The 16,944-nt window shown below is 72.1% G+C and carries 16 protein-coding genes; 3 read left to right on the forward strand and 13 right to left on the reverse strand.

Features of this window, described 5'->3' with window-relative positions:
* Positions 1-879: 879 nt before the first annotated feature.
* The 4 genes from EMA17_RS11885 to EMA17_RS11900 form a co-directional block, all read right to left on the reverse strand.
* Entirely contained in the window at positions 880-1,407 is a 528-nt protein-coding gene (locus EMA17_RS11885) for a nucleotidyltransferase domain-containing protein (protein WP_246126599.1), read from the reverse strand.
* A gap of 299 nt (positions 1,408-1,706) precedes the next feature.
* Positions 1,707-2,702: a carbohydrate kinase family protein gene (locus EMA17_RS11890; RefSeq protein WP_246126600.1), complete on the reverse strand. Its 996-nt coding sequence runs from the start codon at positions 2,700-2,702 to the stop codon at positions 1,707-1,709.
* A complete protein-coding gene (locus EMA17_RS11895) occupies positions 2,699-3,730 on the reverse strand; it encodes a LacI family DNA-binding transcriptional regulator (RefSeq protein WP_126636899.1) in 1,032 nt (343 codons plus the stop codon). The genes EMA17_RS11890 and EMA17_RS11895 overlap by 4 nt, the downstream gene beginning before the upstream one ends.
* A gap of 91 nt (positions 3,731-3,821) precedes the next feature.
* Positions 3,822-5,138 (reverse strand): AGE family epimerase/isomerase, encoded by a 1,317-nt coding sequence (locus EMA17_RS11900; RefSeq protein WP_126636900.1) that lies wholly within the window; start codon positions 5,136-5,138, stop codon positions 3,822-3,824.
* Between the two features lie 338 nt (positions 5,139-5,476).
* On the opposite strand from EMA17_RS11900, the gene EMA17_RS11905 reads away from it, so the two are divergent.
* From EMA17_RS11905 to EMA17_RS11915, 3 genes are all read left to right on the forward strand, one after another.
* Complete coding sequence (locus tag EMA17_RS11905; protein WP_126636901.1) at positions 5,477-6,250, forward strand: ATP-binding cassette domain-containing protein; 774 nt, start codon at positions 5,477-5,479, stop codon at positions 6,248-6,250.
* Positions 6,247-7,521, forward strand: coding sequence for an ABC transporter permease (locus EMA17_RS11910; RefSeq protein WP_246126601.1), 1,275 nt, complete (start codon positions 6,247-6,249; stop codon positions 7,519-7,521). The genes EMA17_RS11905 and EMA17_RS11910 overlap by 4 nt, the downstream gene beginning before the upstream one ends.
* 71 nt (positions 7,522-7,592) lie before the next feature.
* The gene (locus EMA17_RS11915; protein WP_126636902.1) at positions 7,593-8,561 is read left to right on the forward strand and encodes an ABC transporter substrate-binding protein; all 969 of its coding nucleotides are present in this window, start codon (positions 7,593-7,595) and stop codon (positions 8,559-8,561) included.
* Positions 8,562-8,841: 280 nt separating this feature from the next.
* Here EMA17_RS11915 and EMA17_RS11920 read toward each other — a convergent pair whose 3' ends face one another.
* The 9 genes from EMA17_RS11920 to EMA17_RS11955 all read right to left on the reverse strand — a co-directional run bounded on the left by EMA17_RS11920 (position 8,842) and on the right by EMA17_RS11955 (position 16,915).
* Positions 8,842-9,429, reverse strand: a complete 588-nt coding sequence (locus EMA17_RS11920) for a septum formation family protein (RefSeq protein WP_126636903.1) — start codon at positions 9,427-9,429, stop codon at positions 8,842-8,844.
* A 131-nt stretch (positions 9,430-9,560) separates the two neighbouring features.
* On the reverse strand, positions 9,561-10,232 hold the full coding sequence (locus EMA17_RS11925) for a S26 family signal peptidase (protein WP_246126602.1): 672 nt from the start codon (positions 10,230-10,232) through the stop codon (positions 9,561-9,563).
* A complete protein-coding gene (locus EMA17_RS11930) occupies positions 10,229-12,049 on the reverse strand; it encodes an ABC transporter ATP-binding protein (protein WP_126636904.1) in 1,821 nt (606 codons plus the stop codon). The genes EMA17_RS11925 and EMA17_RS11930 overlap by 4 nt, the downstream gene beginning before the upstream one ends.
* Positions 12,046-12,570: a peroxiredoxin family protein gene (locus EMA17_RS11935; protein ID WP_126636905.1), complete on the reverse strand. Its 525-nt coding sequence runs from the start codon at positions 12,568-12,570 to the stop codon at positions 12,046-12,048. The genes EMA17_RS11930 and EMA17_RS11935 overlap by 4 nt, the downstream gene beginning before the upstream one ends.
* The gene (locus tag EMA17_RS11940; protein WP_126636906.1) at positions 12,570-13,091 is read right to left on the reverse strand and encodes a MauE/DoxX family redox-associated membrane protein; all 522 of its coding nucleotides are present in this window, start codon (positions 13,089-13,091) and stop codon (positions 12,570-12,572) included. The genes EMA17_RS11935 and EMA17_RS11940 overlap by 1 nt, the downstream gene beginning before the upstream one ends.
* 336 nt (positions 13,092-13,427) lie before the next feature.
* A complete protein-coding gene (locus EMA17_RS55300; RefSeq protein WP_281290480.1) occupies positions 13,428-13,556 on the reverse strand; it encodes a hypothetical protein in 129 nt (42 codons plus the stop codon).
* Between the two features lie 225 nt (positions 13,557-13,781).
* Positions 13,782-14,513, reverse strand: a complete 732-nt coding sequence (locus tag EMA17_RS11945; RefSeq protein ID WP_126636907.1) for a class F sortase — start codon at positions 14,511-14,513, stop codon at positions 13,782-13,784.
* Positions 14,514-14,516: 3 nt separating this feature from the next.
* On the reverse strand, positions 14,517-14,987 hold the full coding sequence (locus EMA17_RS11950) for a hypothetical protein (protein ID WP_126636908.1): 471 nt from the start codon (positions 14,985-14,987) through the stop codon (positions 14,517-14,519).
* Positions 14,988-15,148: 161 nt separating this feature from the next.
* Positions 15,149-16,915: a SpoIIE family protein phosphatase gene (locus tag EMA17_RS11955; protein WP_160161379.1), complete on the reverse strand. Its 1,767-nt coding sequence runs from the start codon at positions 16,913-16,915 to the stop codon at positions 15,149-15,151.
* Positions 16,916-16,944: the final 29 nt, after the last annotated feature.

Below are 16,944 nucleotides of genomic sequence, written 5' to 3' on the forward strand. Positions count from 1 at the left end.
CTCGCCCGGTTACCGACCGGGTTGCCTCGGTTCGACCGCCTGCCCGGGTTGCCGATTGGGGCACGTCGGCTCGACCGCCCGCCTGGGTCACCGGATCCGGGCGCGTCGGTGTGACTGGCTGCCGGGTGGGTGACCGGGGCACGTCGGTACTCCGCTCGCCCGGTTACCGACCGGGTTACCTCGGTTCGACCGCCCGCCCGAGTTGCTGGATCGGGGCACGTCGGTGTGACTGCCTGCCGGGTTGCCGATCGGGGCACTCCGGCTCCAACCACCCGCCCAGGCCCCAACCGGTCCACCCCAGCTCAACCACCCGCCCGGTTAGCGACCGGGAGACCCCGGTTCAACCGCCCGCCCGGGTTACCGGATCGGGGCACGTCGGTGTGACTGCCTGCCCGCTCGCCCATCGGGGCACGTCGGCTCAACCACCCGCCCGGTTACCGACCGGGGTACCCCGGCGTGACTGCCTGCCGGGTTGCCGATCGGGTCGCGTCGGCGCGACAGTTCGCCAGGTCGGCGACCAGGGCGCCTCGGCGCGACCGCTCGTGCCGGTACCGGCACGCGGGCCACGACTCGGCGCCCCGAAAGCGCATGTGCGCACACGCGCACGAGCGCACGTCGAATTTCCCGATCACGGTCGACCGGCGACCGGATACGGATCACGGATTGTCGATGTCGGTCTCAGTCCGCTCGACCGACGACGCGGTCGGCTCCCCGACACGGATTTCGTTTCCGGGCCCGATCCGGATCACGGCCGAATCGGTGCCGCACCCCCGGGCGAAGCCCGGCACGCACCCCGGGCGAAGCCCGGCACGCTCCCCAGCGCATCCCCACCCTCCCCACAGTCCCGGGTCACGCGATCCCCACCGCGCACCCCACCGCCTACCGGGCCAATCCCTCACGCAGGCGTTCGATGTCCTCCGCGTCCTTGGGCCGGCGCGGTCGGTGCGGTCGCCAGACCGGGGTCATCAACTTGATCTCGATCTGGGCCTCCGGCGAGATGATCGGACACGACACCCCGGCCAACTTCCCGGGCGGAGTATCGAGCATCCCGTCCGGCCAGCGGGCGCCCGCCCACGGGCCGCCGGCCACGATCACGTGGCCCTCCGGATCGCGGGCCAGGAAGGCGAAACCCAATTCCACGTCTCCCGTCGTGTAATCGAGCTGCTGTTCGGCCGGTGCCCGAGCCAACCGCACGAAGCCGCGCGCGGCGAACGCGACCGTGAGCGCCGGGGCGTCCTCCGCCCACGCGAACCAGTCGACGTCCACATGCTCCCGGGTGACCCGGCCGAGGTAGAAATCCATCGCCCAACCGCCGCGCAACCAGACCTCGATACCCAACTCCCGGGCCAGGTCCTGGACTTCGACGATCAGTGCGAGCTGTTTGTCGGCATCCGACGACACAGTCATGGGTTTACCGTAGAGCGCCCGAATCCCACCTCGGCACCGTCCGGGCCGGCCGTCATCTACCCGTGACCGAAACGGGCGTCGATCGCGGTTCCGGCCACGTACCGGACCCACCCCCACCCACCGGACACCACCGGAATCGGCCATCGCCCCGATCACCCTCCGATCCCCCCGCCGAAGCACCGACACGGGACAACCACGAGGCCCCGACCCGGTGTCACCCCACAGGCCGACGACACCCGCGCTCGACCGAGTGTCCGAATATCGCCGCCCGACATCCCTTCCCCTCGGTCGCCACGCGATCACACACAGTCATCACCAATTTCGGCGCGCACGTTCCGCCGGTACGCCTCCGCCTCCGCGGCCGTCGGCGGATCCGCGCCCGGCCGAGAGCAGGTGAGCGCCGCGATCAACGAGGCCTCGACGAGCAGTTCGGCCACGGTCGACGAGTGCAGGTCGCGAACCCCGTTCGGGCTCAGCACGTCCCGCCGGCGGAGGGCGTCGAGCAGCCCGGCCGTGTACGCGTCGCCCGCGCCGACCGTGTCCACCACCGGCGTCGACACCGCCGGCATCGTCGCCCGGCCCGCCCGGCAGACCCCGTACGCACCCTCGGCCCCCCGGGTCACCACGACCAGCCCCGGCCCCCGGGCCAGCCATTCGTCCGCCACGTCGAGGAACGACCGCGCCGGATACAGCCATTCCAGGTCCTGGTCGCTGACCTTGACCAGATCGCACAGGTCCACCAGCGCCTCGATCCGCGCCCGGGCCGCCTCCGGGTCGCCCATCAGGGACGGCCGGCAGTTCGGGTCGTACGACACGAGCGCGCGACGCCCGGCGTGCGCGGCGGCCATCAACCCCCGTACCGTCTCGGCCCCCGGCGCCAGCGTCGCCGCGATCGAACCGGTGTGCACGCACCGCGACTCGGCCGGCACCCGAACCGTGTCGGGCGGATCCCACACGATGTCGAAGGAGTAGTCGGCCACCCCCGCCGCGTCCACCCGCGCGTGCGCCACGCTCGTCGACCCCGAGTGCACACCCTCCGGCGCCACCTCCACCCCACTCGCGGCCAGGTGCGCGGCGAGCAGCCCGCCGTACTCGTCCTTCCCGTAACGGGTGATCAGCCGCACCGGCACCCCGAGCCGACCCAGGCCCACCGCCACATTGGCCGGACTGCCGCCCGGATGGGCGACGGGCGGGCCGCCCTCGGTCCGGACCAGATCGATCAACGCCTCGCCGATCACCGTGATCACCGCGGAACCTCCCTGGTCGTACGCCGACTTCACCCCTCGCGCGGTCACGGCCCCACCTCGCCCGAACCCCGGGGGATGAGCCGGGTGCGCATGTGGACGTGCTGGACCGGAGTGGGATCCCCCGCCAGCCGCCGGAACAACAACTGCGCGGCGGCCTGCCCGAGACCGAACGGATCCTGGGCGACCACGGTCACGGCCGGCGTGAGCATGTCGGCGAGTTCGAAGTCGTCGAAGCCGACCAGGGCCGGCTGTACCGGGGAGCGGCGGATCTCGCGCACCGTCTCGACCGTGAACCGGCTGTTCCCACAGAACACCGCGGTGGCCGGATCGGCGCCGCCGAGCATCGCCCGCAACCACGCGCGCAGTTCCTCACCGTACGGCGGCCCGTTGTACACCAGGCGCGGATCGACCTCGATACCCGCCTCGGTCAACGCCTCGCGGTATCCGCGCACCCGCTCGCGCGCGGTGAAGATCTCCAGCCGGTCGCCGATGAACGCGATCCGCCGATGCCCGTGCCGCACCAGATGCCCGACGCCGGTCCGGGCCCCGCCCACGTTGTCGACCAGGACCGTGTCCGCCTCTATGTCGCCCGGCGGCCGGTCGACGAACACGCACACCATGCCCGCCTCGATCTCCGGCAGCAGATAGGTATGGCTGCCGCTGGCCGGCACCACGATCAGCCCGTCCACCCGCCGGGCGCACAGCGCCAGCACGAGGTCGCGCTCCTTGTCCGGGTCCTCCGCCGACGACGCGCTGAACAACACCGTGCCGTGCTGGTGCGCGATGTCCTGGATGGAGCGGGTGAGCGCGGACGAGAAGGGATCCGCGGCGTCCTCCAGCACCAGGCCGATGCTGGAGGTGTGTCCGGAACGCAACTGCGCGGCGCTGTCGTTGCGGCGGAAGCCGGTCTCGGCGACCGCCGCCCACACCGCCTGCCGCTTGACCGCGCTCACGTTCGGCTCGCCGTTGATCACGCGCGAGACGGTCTTGATCCCCACGCCGGCGAGGGCGGCCACGTCCTTCATCGTGGAGCGCCCGCGCCCGCGCGGGCGCTCCGGTGTCGTCGGGCCGGCCATCGCATTCCTTTCCGGCGACCGGGCTCACACCCGGCACTCACGGTGCGTGTTGCGTGTTGCGCGTGGGAAGGGGAACGGGACGGCGCCGCGCTCACCGCACGGCCCGACGACGCAGCGCCTCCGCGATGGTCGGTGCGGACCGGAGCCGAGGCAGCAGGGTCGCCTGGACCGCGTGGTACGCGTCGGGCTTGCCCCGCCAGACGTCGGCCGAGGGCCGTGCGTCGGCGTCGAGTTCGTGATGCCAGCCGCCGTGCTCCCGGTCCAGGAATACGGCGTCGGCATGCTCCCACCACACTCGGTACCAGTCATCGTAGTCGGCGTCCCCCGAGGCCCCACGCAGCGCCGCCGCGGCCGCGATGGCCTCCGCCGCGACCCAGTGCATCCGGGTCCGGACCAGCGGTTTCCCGGACCAGTCGACGGTGTACACGAAGCCCGGCCGACCGTCGGCGCGCCAACCCTCCCGCACCGCCGCGTCGAACAGCGCCACCGCGTCGGCGCGCAGCCACCCGGGCGCCTCCGGCAGCGCCTCGGCCAGCGTGATCAGCAGCCGGGACCACTCGAACCAGTGGCCCACGGTGGCGCCGTAGGGACGGAACGGGTCGGCGGGGCGTTCGCGGTTGTACTCGGGCCGTGGGGTCCAGTCCGCGGCGAAGTGTTCGATCAGCCGCCAGTGGTTGGCTCGGGCGTGTTCGTGCACCACCCGCTCGGCGATCCGCAGGGCTCGTTCGCGCCAGCGGGCCTCACCGGTGGCGTCGGCGGCGGCCAGGAACGCCTCCACGGCGTGCATGTTGCTGTTGGCGCCCCGATAGGGCTCGCCGACGGTCCAGGTCCGGTCCCAGGATTCCGCGCAGGCGCCGCGGTCCTGTTCCCAGAAGCGGCGCTCCACCACGTCGAGGGCCTCGGCGAGCAGCGCGGGCGCCTCGGGATGACCGGCCGCGCACGCGCTCGCGGCGGCCAGCACGACGAACGCGTGGTCGTACATGCGCTTGCCGTCCGGCCGTTCGGGTTCGGCGCCGGCACGGGTGCCGCCGTCGACGGCGCCGGGCGCGGGTCGGCCGCCGCGATCCACGACCGGATGCCAGCCGCCGTACTCGTGGTCGCGCAGCGGCCCGGTCAACGCGGCGATCCCGTGCGCCACGAGCGCGCCCGCCTCGGCGGCGTCGAACGCCGACCCGCGCGCCTCCGCACGCAGTCGGGCCAGGGCGAAGACGTGGGTCATCCGCGCGGTCACCCATGTGTGCACCACCCCGTCCGGCAGCGGCCGGCCGACGTCGTCGAGCCAACCGAAGCCGCCGCCGGCCAATCTGGCGCCGGTCGCGAAGCGGATCAGCCGGTCGCATTCCGCGTCGAGCCGGGCCGCGTGTTCGGGGGAGTCCTGCCAGGGTTCCGGCCAGGGTTCAGCTGCCATGTGCCGCACGCTCCCTCTGACATCGTTGTCATGCGGACCGTACCCGCCTCGCCCCGAGCTGTCGACATCCCGACCCGATCGTCCTCGGCGGCCATCCGTTTGGCCGGTACCTGTCGGGGCAATCACCGTAATCCCCACCCGATTTCCGCCTCATCCGAGGCGGCGCAACCCCTGGACACCCGCCGGTGTGGCCGGCACTGTACTGACACCGTTGTCAGCGGCAGGCGACGCGGATCCCCTCGTCCCCGTCCCGACACACGTGCGAACGCGTGGCGCCCGCCGGTTCCGGCCGAGCCGGCTCGCGGGGAACGACCCGACAATCCGAAGGAGTTGGGCACGTGCAACCCCTGATCGAAGGTCGCGGCCTGGTCAAGCGATACGGCCAGGTGCAGGCCCTGCGCGGCGCCGACTTCACGGTCTTCCCGGCCGAGGTGGTCGCGTTGATCGGCGACAACGGCGCGGGCAAGAGCACCCTGACCAAGACCCTGGCCGGCACCGAACGCCCCGACGCGGGGCGGATCCTCTTCGAGGGTCGCGAGGTGCACATGGAACGCCCCACCGACGCACAGGGGTTGGGCATCGAGACGGTGTACCAGGACCTGGCCCTGGCGCCGGACCTGGACGGGCCGGCCAACCTCTTCCTCGGCCGCGAACTGCTGCGCCGCGGCCTGGCCGGCCGTCTCGGCGTGCTGGACAAGGTCGCGATGCGGGCGCGGGCAATCGAGGCGTTCGGCCGACTCGGCGTCGAACTCCAGGACGTGGACGCGCCGATCGGGACGTTGTCCGGCGGCCAGCGGCAGAGCGTGGCCATCGCCCGCGCGGTCGCCTGGGCGGACAAGGTGATCTTCATGGACGAGCCCACCGCGGCGCTCGGCGTCCTCCAGCGCGGCCGGGTGCTCGACGTGATCCGCCGGGTCCGGGACAACGGCATCGCGGTCGTGCTGATCAGCCACAACATGCCCGAGGTGTTGTCGGTCGCGGACCGCGTGGAGGTGTTGCGCCTCGGCCGCCGGGTGGCGAGTCTCCCCGCGGCGGACACCACTGTGGAGGAACTGGTCGGCGCGATGACCGGCGCGCTCGACACACTCGACACGGAAGGCGCCCCGGCATGAACCGCGACGACACGGCCACCACTCCGGGCTCCCACGACCGCCCCGACCACCTGCCGGAAGACAAACCGACCGCCAATCCGGACGCCCGACCCGACCCGGACACCACATCGAGTGCCCACCGGGACGCCGAACCGGGTTCCGGCTCGGACGCCGAACCGGCTGCCGACCCGGCTGCCGACCCGGACGGCCGACCCGCGAACCGAGCCGACGACCCCCGCACCGATCACCCCGAACCCCCGGGCGTCGACCGCAAGTCGACGCCCGGTTCGCACCCCGCGGTCGCCTTCGCCCGCACCGTCCTGTGGCCCCGCCTCGCCCGTACCAACACCTGGTGGACCTTCCTGGTCCTGATGGTCCTGGTGACCGCCTTCTCGATCATGCGCCCGTCGCAGTTCCCGACCACGTTCAACCTGCGCAACGTGGCCACGGACGCCGCCGTGTTGCTGATCATCGGCGTCGGCATGACCTTCGTGATCATCATGGCCGGCATCGACCTCTCGGTCGGCTCGGTCCTGGTGTTCGCGGGTGTCGCGGCCGCCAAGACGATGACCGCCGTCTCCGGCCCGGACGCGGGCTGGGGCGCGATCCTGCTCGGTGTGCTGGCCGGCCTCGCCGCCGGGGCCGCGTGGGGCGCGTTCAACGGATTCCTGGTCGCCAAGGCCCGGGTGCCGGCGCTGATCGTCACCCTCGGCAGCCTCGGCATGGCGCTCGGCCTGGCCCAGGTGATGACGGAGGGTCAGGATGTCCGGGGCGTGCCCACCCGGTTCACCGACACCATCGGCAACGGCCGGATCCTGGGCGTGCCCTGGCTGGTGGTGATCGCCCTCCTGGTCACCGCGGTCGGCGCGCTCGTGCTCGGCACCACCCGATTCGGCCGCCGCACCTACGCGGTCGGCTCCAACGCCGAGGCGGCGCGTCGGGCCGGCATCCCGGTCGACCGGCACATGATCGCGGTGTACGCGCTGTCGGGCACCCTGGCCGGGCTCGCCGGCGTGTTGTCCCTCGCCCGCTTCACCACCACCACGATCGGCGGCCACGCCAACGACTCGCTGGGCGCCATCGCGGCCGTGGTGCTGGGCGGCACCAGCCTGTTCGGCGGCATCGGCACCGTGATCGGCACGCTGATCGGCGTGTTCATCCCCGCGATCCTGCAGAACGGCTTCGTCATCCTCGGCGTGCAGCCGTTCTGGCAGAGCGTCGCGGTCGGCGCCGTCCTGATCGCCGCCGTGTACGCCGACCAGTTGCGCCGCCGCGGTCGCCAACGCCGTTGAAATCCACGCCGGTTACCCACCCTCTCGGTCCACCCCCGCATCGCCCCACCACCGCCAGGAGGCACTGCCCGATGAAGACACCGACCTACGTCGCCGTGACCATCGCCCTGACCGCGGTCGCCGCCCTGAGCGGATGCGGCGACGACGGCGCCGGCTCCGGGGGTGGGCGCAAGATCACCTTCGTCCAGGGCGTCAAGGGCGACGAGTTCTACATCTCGATGGCCTGCGGCGCGCAGCAGAAGGCCAAGGAACTCGGCGTCAAGCTCGACGTGACCGGCGCGGACAAGTGGGACGCGTCGCTCCAGACCCCGGTGGTCAACGCGGTCGCGGCCAAGAGCCCGGACGCGGTACTGATCGCGCCGACCGACACCCAGGCCATGCGCCAACCCGAGCAGCAGCTCAAGTCGCGCGGCGCGAAGGTGATCGAGGTGGACACCAAGCTCGACGACGCCTCGATCCGGGAGACCGCGATCTCCTCCGACAACGAACGCGGCGGCATGCTGGCCGCGCAGACCCTGGCCGCCCAGGTCCAGGAGCGCGGCGCCGTCGCCGCGATCAGCGTCAAGCCCGGCATCTCCACCACCGACGCCCGGTTGAAGGGATTCGAGGCCGAGATCAAGAAGCACCCGGGCATCACCTATCTCGGCGTGCAGTACAACGACGACGACCCGGCCAAGGCGGCCTCGATCGTCACCTCCACCATCGCCTCGCACCGCGATCTGGTCGGGGTCTTCGCCGCCAACGTGTTCAGCGGCGAGGGCGCGGCCACCGGCATCGAGCAGGCGGGCAAGGCCGGCCAGGTCAAGCTGATCGCGTTCGACGCCACCCCCAAGCAGGTCGAGGCGCTGCGCAAGGGCTCCATCCAGGGCCTGATCGCGCAGAAGCCCTTCGACATCGGCGCCCAGGGCGTGGAACAGGCCGTGGCCGCACTGGACAAGAAGCCGGTCCCCAAGGCCATTTCCACCGACCTGATCGCCGTCACCAAGGAGAACGTCGACCAGCCCGACGTCGGCAAGTACCTGTACAAGGGCGCCTGCTGAAGCGGAGGCCCGCGCCCCCCGCGAGCCCCCGCAGCCCGGCCCCGCACCGCGCTCGCACCGCGCGGTGCGGGGCCGGTCGCCCGCCCGAACCCCTTCGCCGCCCGAGCGAAAAACGATCGAGCCCCCGCGGGGAGTCACGGGGGCTCGAACAAGACGTGCGCTCGGATGCGACGATACGCGTCGCGAGGGGGCGTACGCGACGTGCCGGATCCGGCCGGGGTTCGAAGGGGTCGAGGGGCCGCGGGCCGCTACGCCTCGACCGATGTCACCGGAATCGGTGCTACTTGATGATCGTGGTGAGCGGCAACTTGTCCTCGCGCTCGATGATGCACGCGGCCTGGTGGTTGCCGTGTCGCCACGACTCCATGTCCAGCGGGTACGTGAACGAGAACGTGATCTTCGGCGACGCGGGCTGCCGGTCGACGATCGGGCCGACGTACTGCTCGCACAGATCGCTGACCTTGTCCTCGTAGCCGGGGGTCTCCGGCGTGACCGTGGACGGCAGCTCGAAGGCCCGGCCGACCTGGCCGTTGTGCGACTTGCTGCACGGCACGTCGTCGGTCTTGGTGCCGTTCTGGTTGATGCACTGGCCGGTCTTGTACGTGAACGCGTCGATCACGTCGGCCGAGCCGCTCGCGGAGCCGGTCGGCTTCGGCAGGCCCGTCGCCTTGCCGGTCGGCTTGCCGGTCGGGCTCGTGGTGGCCTTCTCGGTGGCGCTCGCGTTCGTGGACGCGGTCGCGGAGGAGGTGGGAGCCTTGCTGCTCTTGTCGCTCTTGTCACTGCCGAGACAGCCGGACAGCAGGGCGGTGGCGGCGACGACTCCGGCCACGGCCGGCGCGATCGTGCGCAGGCGGTGGGTGGTGGGCATGAAGGACACAACCTTTCGCTTTCGGGACGCCCAAGATCCTGTCGCGATCCCCGGTCGAAAGGTCGAGGGAAACGGCGCTTGAATATTCGCCGAATTCGGCGTATTCACTCACGGAGGTTCGATCGCGGCGATCAGCCGCGGTACGCGTCGAACCAACGAGGTTCGATCCCGCGCCACGCGCCGTCCACGGTGTGCGATTCCCGCGCGGCCCCATCCTCGTACGCCGGCGCCGTCCACGCCAGACCCTCGCGCGAGGTGCGTGTCGCGCCGGTCGGCGGCACGATCCGGCGCACCGCGACGCCGACCACCTGATGGCGGTACACGAATCCGTACGCGCGCGAGTCCCAACTCGACGCGGCGTTGTCGCCCAGCACGACCAGCGCGCCGTCGGGCACCCGTTCCTCGGCCACGTCGCGCAGCACCGGGAACCGCTCCCGGGGCACCCGATCACCGCCCACCGCCACCGCCCGCTTGATCATCAACCGACCGGCCGGCCGCGGGGCCCACTCCGGCCGCATCGGCAGCGCGGCCAGCTCCTCCGGCGTCGACTCCCGCAGTTCGGGCGGCAGTCCGGGCAGTGTCGCCGGGTTGGGCACCAGGACGACCACCACCTGACCGGCCCGGACCCGGGCACCGCGGCGCACCAGGAGCCGATCGCCCGGGGCGAGCGTGGGTTCCATGCTGGGCCCCTCGACCGTGGCCACCAGATAGCGCCGCCGCACCCACAGCAGCGCCGCCACGGCCGGCGCCCCGACCGCGGTCGCGGCCACCAGGCCCGTGCGTCCGTGCACCCGTGCGCTCACTTCGCCTCCTGATATCCCGCGGCCTGGAGCCGGAACAGCTTCGCGTAGTACCCCTCGCGGTCGAGCAATTCCTCGTGCGAGCCCTGTTCGGCGATCCGGCCGGCCGACAGCACCACGATCACGTCGGCGTCGCGCACCGCGCCGAGCCGATGCGAGATGAGCAGACTGGTGCCTCCCTCGCGGTATTCGCGCATCCGGGTGTGCACCTCGTGCTCGGCCTGCGGATCGAGCCCCGAGCTGGGCTCGTCCAGGATCATCAGCTCGCGCCCGACGCGGACGAACGCCCGGGCCAGGGCGAGCCGTTGCCACTGGCCGCCGGAGAGCACCACGCCCGTGTCCGGGTCCGCCTTGTCCGCCTCGCTGAAGAACATCCGGGTCAGCAGCGTGTCGTAGCCGCGCGGCAGGGCGGCCAACTTCGCGTGGATGCCCGCCCGTTGCGCGGCGGCCTCGATCCGGTCCCGGTCGTCCAGGTGGGTCGGGTCGCCCAGCGCGATGTTGTCCGCCGCGCTCATGTCGTAGTTCATGTGGTCCTGGAACACCGCGCTGATCCGCTCCCGCAGCGCGGCGGGCGGGATCTCGCGCAGGTCCACGCCGTCCCAGGTGATCCGCCCCCGGGTCGGGTCGTACATCCGGCACAGCAGCTTGACCAGCGTGCTCTTGCCCGCGCCGTTGAGCCCGACCAGGGCCACCGCGCGGCCGTGCGGAATGCTCAGGTCGACCCCGCCCAGCACCCAGGGATGCTCGTCGCTGTAGCGGAACCACACGTCGTGGAACTCGATGCCCGCCCCGGGCACGGGCACCACCGTCGGGCCGGCGATCGCCGAGACCAGGTCGGGTTCGGCCCGGGACACCGCGACGTAGTGGGTCAGGCCGAGCAGTTGCCCGTAGGTGGCGGCGATGGAGGCGACCAGGGTGTTCAGCGCGTTCTGGATACCGGTCAGCGCGGCGACGAACATCACCACGTCGCCGACGGTGAGCCTGCCGTCGTGCGCCGCCGTCACTGCCCACCACAGGCCGCCGCCGGCCACCGCGGCGCCGAGCGCGCCCAGTGCCGCCTGGGTGACGAACTCGCGCAGATCCATGCGCCGTTCGGCCTCGTTGGCGCGAAGACGCTCGCCCATCATCCGCGCCCGCAGCACCGGCCCGATCCCGAACAGCCGGATCTCGGTGGCCGCCTGGACACCCGTGAGCAGCCCGCCGTAGAAGAACTCCCGGCGGTGCACCTGCTCGTTCTCCCACAACATCCCGGCCCGCATGCGGGACAACCGCAGTTCGGCGATCAGCACCGGCACGCCCGCCACCAACACCAGCGCGGTCATCGTGGGACTGAGGATCAACAGCGAGCCGATGAAGCCGACCAGGGTCAGCGAGCCCTGCAGGGTGTTGCCCGCGCCGTCGACGAGGCCGCCGACGTTGGTGGTGCTCTGCTTGGCCAGCCGCAGCCGGTCCAGGAACGCCGGGTCCTCGAATCGGCGCAGCCCCACCTGGCGTTCGGCCGCGCCGAAGAGTCGGTCGGTGGCCAGCACGCCGGTGGCCCGGCCGATCTGGGCGTGCAGGTAGCGGCCGAGCCCGGGCAGTACGGTCGCGACCAGCCCGATGCCCGCGAGCGCGAGCGCCGGCGCGGTGATCGAACCGTGCGGGTCGGCCAACCGGTCGATCACCGACTTGGTCGACCACGCGGTGGCGATCGGCAGACCCGCCGAAGCGATCGTGACCGCCAGCGACCCGACGGCCCGGCCGGGCGCGGCGCGCAGGATCAGCGCCAGCCCCACCCGCGCGGCGCCGGCCGCCTCGCGGGTGGATATCCGTCCGCTCACGCGGGGGCTTCGCTGAACAGGTCCGTCATCCGGCCGCCGGAGGCCACCACGCGCCGATCCCGCCCGAGCAGGTACACCCACGGCGTCCAACTGTTGTGGAAGGCCGCCTGGACCGCGCCGTCGTAGTCCTCCACGATCACCCGGGCCACCGGGGCGAGGACGGCCGACAACTCGGGGTCGGTGCCCGCGATCACCGCGATCACCCGGTCCCGGCCCATGACCTCGGCCTGCTCGGCGAACCGCGGCGCGAGGGTGTGGCAGGGCGTGCAGTGCGCGGAGAAGAACCCGACCATGCCGTGGACGTCGGAGTCGGAGATCCGTTCGCCGTCGGTGGTGGTCGCGGTGAACGACTCGGGACGCACGCCGGGTCGCAGCCCGTGCGCGGGTGGGTCCGAGGCCGCGTGGCCGCCGTGTGGCGGACTCGATTGTTCCCGCAGGCGACGGATGACGCCCAGGGTGAGCAGCAGATTGACCGCGGTGATCAGGGCCAGCAGCACCACGGCGGCGACCAGGTAGGGCATCAGGCAGTCCTCGCGAACAGGTCGACGATGTCGTCGAGGGTGATGATCAGGAGTGCGCCGACCAGGCCCGCCACGCCCGCGATCACGCCGCCGGCGAGCGGCGGGGAAGCGGCGGCGCCACCCGGCACGGCCGCCGCGACACCGGCGCAGGCGGCGGCGAGCAGGACCCCGTTGCGGGCCAGGTGGCGCGCGCCCAGCGGGGCGTCGGAGGCACCGAAGCAGCGGCACGATGAGCGCCGGCCGCGCCGCAGCGCGCCGGCGATCGCGACGGTGAAGGCGAGCAGCAGCATCGCCGCGACGGTGAACCCGAGTGCGCCCAGGGGCGGGACCGCGACCAGGATCGGCACCGCCGTCTCCGCGCCCGCCACGAGGACCGCGATCGGCCGGGCCCGCCCGATCGGCATCGGCACCAGCCGCGGCACCGACGCGACGAAGCCCGCGAAGTCCCGGAACTTCGAGACCGCGGAGGCGACGAATACCAGTCCGACCAGGCAAGCGCAGCCCACATATGCATATCCCATGGGCACCCCCTTTTATGGCACACGGAAAAGGCGGGCGGCGAAATCATCGCGGCCCGCCGTCGAGTCGGGTGGGATCGTTCGTGCCCCCGGTCGCCCGGCACCCGTCGAATTCATCGGTCGGGGTGCGACGAAGGAGCGTGCGCGGCGCCGTGCCGGAAGCAGTGATCGAGCGATCCGCGGAAGGTCGACCCTGTGGGTCGGGCGTCCCGATATCGACGGCAGTCGATCTCGCCGGGAAATTATTGATTCGGGGAATTCTGTTGCTGCGAAATCGCTTTCGGGGAGTGCTGCGGGCGGGGGTCGGGGCCCGCCCGCAGCGTCTTCACCGGCCTCGAATCAACAGCCCTTGGCGATCAGGACGGTGCTGCAGCCCTCATCCTTGCAACACTGCCGCAGGTAGTAGTAACCGTTCTGGCAGTAGTAGTAGTTCGAGCAGCCGGCTTCGGCGGTGACCTTTTGGGCCACGCGGTCGAGCAGGCGGTCGGCGAGACGCATCATGACGTCTCCTCTCCCGGCCGGGTAGGGCCGTTCGGATTGGTGATCGGATTATTTCCAGTTCCGCTTTTTATTGGCAAGACCCAAAATCGCTTCGACCGAGATGATCAAGGAATACCGGTCGTGGTCGCCGCCAATTCCCCGCAGGTAATGAAGCGGCCGCATACCGACCCGCGGCGCACCAATACGACCCGCTTACGGGACGAGGTGGGCAAAGACGACGACATTGCCGGAGTAGTGATTCTTCTTGCTGTACGCACCACCGCAGGTGATCAGCCGCAATTCCGGCCGGGCCGCGTCGCCGAACACCCGCGCGGTGGGGAACGTGTCCTTGGCGAACGCCTCGACCCCGTCCACCTCGAACGCCGCGACGCTGCCGTCCTCACGATCGATCTCGATCCGGGACCCGCGCGGGAGCGCGCCGAGCGGATAGAAGACCGCCGGGCCGGCGGCGGTGTCCACGTGGCCGGCGATCGACGCGGTGCCCTTCTGCCCGGGGGTGACGCCGCCCTGGTACCAGCCGGCCAGGTTGCGCTCGGCCTGCGCGGGCACGTCGATGCCGCCGTCCTTGTCCAGACCGACCCGGGCCAGCGGCGCCGAGATGTCCAGTGTCGGGATCCGGATCCGGGTCGGGAACGACGCGCGCATCGGCGTCGCCTCCGGCGCGGGCGCGGGCGCCTCGGCGGCGCCCGCCGGCCCCGCGGTCGCGCCCACCGGCCCCGGCCCCGGATCCGCCCGGGGGATCGGCACGGCCGCGGCGGCGGGCGGGCGCGGCGGCGGTCGGTCGGCGTCGAACCCGGCGTACAACAGACCGGTGCCGCAGATCGCCAGCGCGCCGGTGGCCGCCGCCCAGACCAGGCGGCGGCCACTGCGTCGGTGCTGCCGATCCGCGGCGCCCTCGGGTGCCTCGGGTACGGAACGGGTCATCGGTCAGGCGGGGTTCGCGGTCCGACGGCGCAGCGCGACGAAGCCGGTGCCGGCCGCGCCCGCGAGCACCAGACCACCCACCGCGAGCAGCGCCGGGTCCGCTCCCTGGGTGCCGCCGAAGCCGGCCGTGGACGGCGCGGTCGGCGCGGCGCCCATCACGTGCAGGCTGCCGATCAGCTCCTGACCCTCACCGCAGACGACCTTGACCTCGTAGTCGCCGGTGGCCACGTCCTTGATGGTCGCCTGACCCTTGACCTCGTCGCCGGAACGGGTGAGGGTGACCGAGGACGTGAACGCCTCCGAGGTCGCGGTCGCGGTGTTCGCGGTGCAGTGCTTGTCGTCCGACAACAACACGGTGTCGCCGGGGCGACCGGAATCGGCCTGCATCGGCGTGGCGGCGAACGCCGCGCCTGCGGAACCGCATACGGTGAGACCGACGATCGTGCCGACGACGGCGAGACGGGCACAGCGCATTTCGTCCTCCAATGGACAGCCGGAACCCGAACCCGACAGACCGGGTTCAAGGGGGAGTTCCGCTACAAGGAACGTAAAAAGCCGCCCAACCGCCCGCCACCGCTGGCCGCCGAACGGTGGATCACGTCGAGCGTGGGGGTGGAACGCGCCCGGCGGGGGGTTTACCGCTCCCGCGCCGAGCCCCCGTCCAGCAACCGCGCCGCCACCACCGCGATGTCGTCCTCCACCGGCGGCACCACCAGCCGGTCCAGGATCGTGTCCACCAGCGACTCCAACGGCGCGTCCGGCGCCAGCCGCACCCCCGCCAGGCGGGCCAGCGACGCGTCGATGTCCTCGTCCCGACGCTCCACCAGGCCGTCGGTGTACAGGATCAGCACCCCGCCGGCCACGTCCGGCCGGATGTAGGACGCGTAACCCCCGCACCCGGTACCCAGAGGCGGGCCGGTCGGCAGGCGCAACAACCGGCTCGTCCCGCCCGGCGCGATCAGCAGCGGCGGCAGATGCCCGGCGTTGGCGAACGTGGAGACCCCCGCGCGCGGGTCGATCAGGACCAGCAGACACGTGGCCACCCGATCCAACTCCGCCTCCTGGCTCATTCGGTCGGCCCGGGTCAGGATCTCCTCGGGGGTGAGCCCGCCGGCCGCCAACACCCGCAGCAGCGCCCGATAGTGGCTCATGTCCACCGCCGCCTGCACGCCGTGCCCCATCACGTCGCCGACGGCGAGCAGCGTGCGCCCGTGCGGCAGCGCGATCGCGTCGAACCAGTCGCCGCCCACCTCCGCGCTGCGCCCGGCGGGCAGATACCGGGTGGCCAGTTCCACGTCCGGGTGCGGCACCTTGGGCCGGGACAGCAGCGCGCGCTGCAGGGCCAGCGCGACACCGTGCTCACGCGAGTAGCGCCGCGCGTTGTCCACACACGTCGCCGCCCGGTACGCGAGGTCGCGGGCCATCTCCACGTCGTCCTCGGTGAACGGCGGCGAGGCGCCGGCCCGGATCAGGCTGAGGGAGCCGATGATCTCCCCGCGCGCGATCAGCGGCACCATCAGCGCCGAGTGCATGCCCGCCTCCCGGTACACCGCCACCCGCGACGCGTCCGGCGCGGTGGTGCGCAACCGGTCGTCGGGCGGGCGGTTGTCCACCACGGTGGCGCCGCTACGCACCACGCGCGCCACGTCGGCGCCCGGCTGATAGTCGATGTGCTCGCCGGGCCGCCCCAGGACGGCGCTGAGGTAGCGCAGCTCCGGGATCGACGTCCACGCGGCCCGGCGCAGCCGCACGGTGTCCGGTGCCGGGCGCGGGCGACCGCTGTGCTGGTCCGGGTCGGCCGGCTCCAGGAGTTCCACACCCACCACGTCCGCGAGCACCGGCACCAGCAGCTCGACCAGTTCCCGGCAGGTGGTGTCGGTGTCCAGGGTGGTACCGATCTCCAGCGCGGCCCGATCGAGCAGCGCGAGCCGACGGTGCGCCTGGTCCAGGGCCAGTTGGGTGCGCCGCGACCGGGTGGTCTCCATCAGGATCCCGACCACGCCGAACACCCCGTTCTCGTCGTCGAGCCGGTGATACGCGGCGTGCCACCAGCGCTTTTGCGGCAGACCGCGCACCGTGGTGACGCCGCTGATCGTGGTCTCGCGCGCGAGCCCGTCGGCCAGGACCGCGCGCAGCAGGTCCTCGGGCACCTCCAGGCCGGGAAAGCCCTCGGCGATCGACCGCCCCACCTGCTCGCTCGCCGGCCGACCGTCGATCCCGGACATCGCCGGATTGACGTACACGAGACGCAACCGCGGGTCGAGGATGCCGATCGGCGCGTTGGTCTCGGCCAGGACCCGGTGGAACAGCAGCAGTCGGGCGCGCATCGACAACCGCGAGTCGGCGCCGAGCGGTCCGCCCGCGTCGAACTCGTCGTCCGCCGGGTCGACATCCCTGTGCAAGCCGCTCCCTCCTCGCCGCCACCGCCGCC

It is taken from the genome of Embleya hyalina (assembly GCF_003967355.1).
GTDB classification, from domain to species: Bacteria; Actinomycetota; Actinomycetes; order Streptomycetales; family Streptomycetaceae; genus Embleya; species Embleya hyalina.